Source organism: Acetobacter nitrogenifigens DSM 23921 = NBRC 105050, assembly GCF_000429165.1.
Classification (GTDB): domain Bacteria; phylum Pseudomonadota; class Alphaproteobacteria; order Acetobacterales; family Acetobacteraceae; genus Acetobacter; species Acetobacter nitrogenifigens.
The window spans coordinates 104,888-110,887 of record NZ_AUBI01000013.1; the positions used below are offsets into that span (position 1 = coordinate 104,888).

Consider the following 6,000-nt stretch of genomic DNA (forward strand, 5'->3'; position numbering starts at 1 on the left):
AGGGCGAAAGGCAGAAGAATGGGCAAGCGCCCGTGGATGCTCTGAATAGTCGGGTCACACGAGATGCGCCGCCGGAGTATCGGGTCATGAAACCCCTCGCCAACCCCGCGCCGCTTGGCCTTGCCGCCTTCGGAATGACGACCATTCTGCTCAATCTTTGCAACGCGGGTTTCCTGCCGCTGAACTCATCGGTGCTGGCTATGGGCCTCGTCTTCGGAGGCGCCGCGCAGATTTGCGCCGGGCTGCTGGAATACCCCAAGGGCAATACGTTCGGGCTGACGGCCTTTACTTCGTACGGCGCCTTCTGGATTTCTCTCGTCGCGCTGATTTTCATAGCGAAGCTCGGGCTCGCCGCAGCGGCCACCGCGCCTGCAATGGCGGCGTACCTTGCTGTATGGGGCGTCTTCACAGCGTTCATGTTCATCGGAACCTTGCGCGCCAACCGGGTCCTGCAATTTGTCTTCGCGTCTTTGACGGTCCTGTTTTTCCTTCTCGCTGCGGGAGAAGCCACAGGCAATGTCGCGATCACCCGTTTCGCAGGGTTCGAGGGCCTGATCTGCGGCGCATCGGCGCTATATCTCGCGATGGCCGAGGTGATCGAGGAACAACTAGGCCGCGCAGTTCTTCCTGTGGGAGCGCCTCCCAAGGGGGCGACCCTGCATCTGGCCGCTGAACGAGCGGCAGCCTGAACGGCCCGGCGCCGCGTCGGCACAGGTTCGACGCGGCCACATTGGCATCCGTGGGTAAAAACTCTTCCTTCAGAACGCTTTGTAAGGAAGAAATTTCCCGCTCATGTTCAGGCTGACCCTGTCGCCCGCGGGGTTGGCCTCTCGCGCAATTTCAAATTTGAAATCGATGGCGCTCATGATGCCGTCGCCGAATTCCTCGTGAATGAGTTCTTTGATCGCCGGTCCGAAAACGCTGACAATTTCATGCAGGCGGTAGAGCAAAGGATCGGCTGGCGGCGCGCCGGAAAGCGAGCCTTTTGACGGCGGAATCTGAAGCCATGGCAACGCAGTCTCGTCGAGATCAAACAGCGCGACAATCTTCCCGGCTTGCTCTGAAGTGAACGCCATCTGCCCGAGACAGGCAGCGACCGTCCATTCCTTGCTCTGCTCGACGGCTGTGGCGACATCGCACCAACTGACGCCTTTGGCGACGCGGGCTGCGATGATCGCGCCAGTGACATCCTCCCTGCATTTGAACACAGTCATTTCAATATCCTCCCTCCCCTGTTGTCGGTCCGGCTGGGAGACCGACATATGGAGTGTAGCGCATGATAGACGACGAGGTTGGCGGTGAAATTCTTTGATATTCACACGTCTCACAAACATGCCGCTTTTTTTCGGGGAGCGGTCTGTCCGCTTCGAAGCAAAAAATTGAGAACGGACGTCTTCGTCAATGTCGGTGCGGGCAGTCGGGAGAGTAAATGAACGTGCCTCTGTTCCTGCTCTACTTGCGAACGAATTCGGGTTAGTGCCATAGTGAACTGCCGCTTCGGGTCCATAACTGAAACAATCGTCGTTTTGGACAATCAGAAACCCAAACAGGTCGTTGTCCTTTCCCCACGACAAAACCCTCTTGAGGCTCTTGTCGGAACGCATTGAGCATGATCTCGATAAGCTGCGTTCGCTGGCATGGGAAAATGGACGGTTGAAATCATCAGGCGATCAGACACAATGAAGGGCTTTGAAATCCTGCCTCGCCGTTGGGCCGTCGAACGAACATCCGCACGCCCTGGTCGCTGCAGGCGACTGGCTAAAGGCTGGGAAAAAATCCGTCGCTTCGTCAACCGCAGGGGCTTTGATCGTCTCAACCTGCATGCTCACACGACGGGCCGTGAGGCATTCTCAGTGTTGAAAAACTTTCGAATCAGGCACCAAGAGGCGACGTAATCGAAAGGAAGAGTAATATGCGGGGTCGGTTGCGAGCAGATTATAAACTGGTGAATGCGGTTGGTCCTGATGAAGAGAGGAAGAATAAAAGTGAATTCATGTCATTTCTGTCAAAATTTAAAGATATAAAAAGCATCAATTTAACAGATGATTTTTCACAGATGCTCGATATAGAATTTGAACATACATCTACTCGGAGCGAGATATCGCGGCCTGAGTTTTTTACTGAATATAGGGGGCGGATAAAATCTTTGACAACAAATTTTGTCACAGTAAGATACTTTATCCTGCGAAACGATTTAAATATCACCAACAAATTGAGAATATCTTTAGATAGCCGTTACATAAACATAACATGTGAAGACGTTGCGCAATTGTTTGATGCCACGTTGGCGCAAAATCCAATGAAACTATTTAATCCGATGGTTACATTTGAGCTTCATTCATTGAATTTTCTAAATGGGATAAAAATGACAATGCAAAGAAGGCACGAAATTCCGTTTATATCCATTATTCACATGTCAGCGAAATCACCATGAATTCAATTTCCGTTACTGCCATTCAAAAGCTATTATCGCCTCTTTCGGCGTTTTATACCCGTTATCCACTCGAACAAATCGGCTCGCCAAAGGAGAATGTCGGTTCATCAATGGGCTGGAGGTCGAGGTGTCGCCAATGCTCAAGGCGATCGAATGGCGAAACCAGCTTGGGTAGAGAGTTGATCTGGTAACGGGCCTCTTGAGGCCGGGTGCGCGGCGCTGCGTTCGCCTGGGTAGAATATAGTCGTTTGGCCGCCGAGCACTGCGCCACGCGGGGATAGGCATAGACCAACGTTCGCACTCGTGCGTTGATGTCCGCTCTCTGGAATCGAAGATTGAGCCCGCAAGGTCTGCGAAGAGCCCACTGCCGTCCGCCTCCTTTCCGGGAGCAGCCTAACAGGCCTCACAGCACCTTGAACAAGCGAGAGATGGGGCGTTCGAAATACCCAATCATGACTTCTTCTACTGAAGCATGACCAATGGGTTGTAATTCCAATCAGAGCAAAACAAGATTTTTCTAGAGCCTCCCAATGAATTTTCTGTCTAGTTTCAAAAAATTCATCTAGTTCTGTGGAGATTCGTACGAATCACGACCAGAAATGCCAACAATAATTCTATAATTGGCGTTTCGCATTCATTGCGAACACTCACAACGAGTCCTGAGCCTAGAACGTGTAGCTGAGACGTGCGCGGATGCCGTTATCGATGGTTTTGACTCCATACTGGCCCACATAAGAAAGACCCAAATCCATTCGGTCTGTCGCCTTCAAGCTAAAACCCGCATTGACAATGGCGGCATCAGCGGCAAGCGGAACGCCCGCGATGTCCATATCGCCGTTTCCTGCGGCCGCGAACATCTCGTGCGTCGTCGACGTCGTCAATCCAAATGCGTGTCGATACCCCATCATGACAACTGGAGAAATTACCGTCGCACCAGTCTTGAATGTAGAGGACGCGCGGAACCCAAACGTTGAGAAGGTAACGCCTGTGTCGATCTTGCTTCCCTTTAACGCGTCGAGGCCGCCATGTTCGGTGAAACTGTTGGCCATCATGTTGACGTAGGCGACGTTTGCGAACGGCTCGAACGCCACATGTCGACCGCGCATCTTGTAACCAACCTCCGCAAATGCCTGCGACGTTCCGCCCAGATAACTGCTCGTCAACTGATTTCCCTGATATCCTTGGAAGCTGACGGTTCGCCGGGTGCTCAGCATATTCCAGGTGTAGGACGCGCCGAGGTTCAGATACAGCTTCCCCCAGTGATTACCGCCATAAATGCCAAGCGTCGCATTGTTGCTGTGACCGGAAGAGGCTCTGCCACTGCTCGTAGTAAAGGTGGATCTGCCATATCCGACAAGAGCGCCAATACGCCCCGTCTCCCCGATGGGAGCGTCAACACCCATCACGAAACCCGCCGTGGTGTGATTCATCGTGGCGGCGTTTCCGTCGCCAAAATTCCGACCAAGGCTGCCGTAAGCCTCGCCCCAGAATACAGGCCGGTCTGTATAGCATTTGCCGCTATCGGGTTTTCCGTGAGCGGTGGCCGTGCGGATCGTGCTGTCTACAAAAGTTCCATCGCAGTCAGCTGACGCCAGACGATCCAGAGCAGCTTCACGGATGAAAAAACTGTCTTCAATCATGGCTGTTCGCGCCGACGCGTGAATTTCGCCAGACAATGCGTCCAGTCCCTTCCGCACATCGGCGCCGTTCAGTTTTTCCATCGCCTGCGCCGCCGGATTGCTTGACGGCAGATAATCCATGCCGCCTCCGGTTTGCGCCTGATTGCGCGTCCCGGCGGGTTGTGAAAAGCTCACGTCGTTCCTCTGCAGAAGAAGATCAACGTCATTAGCGGAATAATACAGACCTGGAGACAGGAACGTATAAGCGCTGGTCAGATTCGTGATCAGGGTATCGTACCGACCATTGACGCCATTAGTTGTGGAGACAAGAGTATAGACCTGCCCGTATTGCAGGTCTCCGCCACTCGCGAGTGAAAAGTTGACAGTTCCTCCAGAAAGGTTCGCAACGCCAGCGACTTTCAAAAGATCGCTTTCCATCTGCTGATACGTTACGCCATTGATCGTCTGGGCGCCTCCGGCCGTCTGCGCCACGCCATCAGAATCCAGAACGGATCCTTTCGACATGCTGAGATCGCCGTTCACCGTCAAAACGCCAATAGATCCCTGTCCGGCGGGCGCGATTATGCCGCCTGACGCAACCGACGCAGTTCCGACGGTCCCAATGCCCGACAGGGTCGCCCCGGCCTGCACCGTGACTGCAGACGCTGCCAGAGAACCGTTCACCGCCAGATCGCCCGCATTGATCGATGTCGTTCCGGCGAAGCCAGAATCATCACGATCAATATAAACCCTGCCGTTGCCCGACTTCGTGAACGAGCCATCGCCCGTCAGATCGTTGGAAAGTTCTCCATCGGAGTTCTGGTCCACGACCAAAGCGGCGGCGTTTGCGATCGCGCCCGAACCAAAGGAGCTGGTCGTGCCAACCAGCGTTCCCGCCTGAATTGAGGTTCCGCCGGTGTAGGCATTATTTGCGGTCAGGATGGTGGTTCCGGAACCCTGTTGAACGAGGCTGCCTGTTCCATCGATAATCTGGGACAGCGTCAGCGTGTTGCTGTGGTTCACGTTGAGTGAGCCGTCATTGTGGATTGCGGAGCTGCCAGCTATGCCGCCGGTCGTTCCGCCATCCCCAAGCCGCAACGTGCCCGAGGAAATCGTTGTCGCCCCCGTGTAGGCATTGTCCCCCGTCAGCGTTTCCGTTCCACCAGCAACAGTCAGGCCGCCCGAACCGGACATAACGCCGGAATAGATGTCCGCAGCGTTCGCCAGGGTCAGCGTTCCGGCCAAAACGCCATTGGCTGAGCCAGACAGGGAGCCCGCCGTCGCATTGCTGGCGGTCACGTTGAACGACCCGCCATCGGCGGCCAGCACGCCGCCAATCGTGTCGCCGTCCAGTGTGAGGGAGCCCGCATTGTTCGTCACGCCGCCACTGACTACATTTTGCTGCCCCAGCGTCATCGTGCCGCTGTTCACGGCGCTCGCCAGCGTGCCGCCCGAAGCTGCAAGCGTGGCGCCCGAAGCGTTTGTCACAGCCCCCGCCGTGCTGTTCGTCAGCGTGACTGTGCCCGCGTTGTTAGTCACGTCGGCCAGCGCGCCGTCCTCAGCCGTCAGCGCGCCGGTGTTGGTGGTCAGGCCGCCAACCGTTCCGCCATTGACGTCCGTCGTTCCGGCCGTCGCAAGCGCACCGGCGACAGCGCCAGTCAGGTTGAGGCCGGCGCCAGACGCTACAGTCGTAGCACCCGTATAAGTATTATCGCCTGCAAGGGTTTCTGTTCCCCCGGAAACCACCACGCCGCCCGAACCGGACGCGACGCCTGAGTAGGTATTGCCAAACGCGCTGTTAGCGTTCGTCAAGATCAGCGTATTGCCGCCCAGGGAGATTGCCCCGCTCCCGTCCAGAGACTTTATCGAAGAAGAACCCGACGTAACGCCCGAGATGTCGAACGCGGCATTGTCATGCACGCCGCTGGACTGAGCCAGTGAACCCAC

4 protein-coding genes and 1 pseudogene are annotated in these 6,000 nt (G+C 55.5%); 3 read left to right on the forward strand and 2 right to left on the reverse strand.

Going from position 1 to position 6,000, the window contains the following annotated elements:
* The first annotated feature begins 86 nt into the window (after positions 1–86).
* Positions 87–689, forward strand: coding sequence for an acetate uptake transporter (locus G442_RS22455; RefSeq protein WP_035376672.1), 603 nt, complete (start codon positions 87–89; stop codon positions 687–689).
* A 69-nt stretch (positions 690–758) separates the two neighbouring features.
* On the opposite strand, the gene cynS is transcribed toward G442_RS22455, so the two are convergent.
* Positions 759–1,214 carry a cyanase gene (gene cynS, locus G442_RS0114310; protein ID WP_035376673.1) on the reverse strand — a complete coding sequence of 152 codons (456 nt, stop codon included), beginning with the start codon at positions 1,212–1,214 and terminating at the stop codon, positions 759–761.
* Between the two features lie 411 nt (positions 1,215–1,625).
* Here cynS and G442_RS24490 point away from each other — a divergent pair.
* Positions 1,626–1,860, forward strand: a pseudogene (locus G442_RS24490) (IS5/IS1182 family transposase); the annotation flags it as partial.
* Between the two features lie 52 nt (positions 1,861–1,912).
* Positions 1,913–2,434, forward strand: coding sequence for a hypothetical protein (locus tag G442_RS25195; protein WP_146882502.1), 522 nt, complete (start codon positions 1,913–1,915; stop codon positions 2,432–2,434).
* Positions 2,435–3,099: 665 nt separating this feature from the next.
* Here G442_RS25195 and G442_RS22460 read toward each other — a convergent pair.
* Positions 3,100–6,000: autotransporter outer membrane beta-barrel domain-containing protein (locus tag G442_RS22460; RefSeq protein WP_154660383.1), on the reverse strand; the 2,901-nt coding region annotated here is incomplete at its 5' end.

What these genes read in the sequence shown, in the direction of transcription:
- G442_RS22455 (WP_035376672.1), top strand. Translation starts at nt 87, where the DNA reads ATGAAACCCCTCGCCAACCCCGCGCCGCTTGGCCTTGCCGCCTTCGGA.
- cynS (WP_035376673.1), bottom strand. Translation starts at nt 1,214, where the DNA reads ATGACTGTGTTCAAATGCAGGGAGGATGTCACTGGCGCGATCATCGCA.
- G442_RS25195 (WP_146882502.1), top strand. Translation starts at nt 1,913, where the DNA reads ATGCGGGGTCGGTTGCGAGCAGATTATAAACTGGTGAATGCGGTTGGT.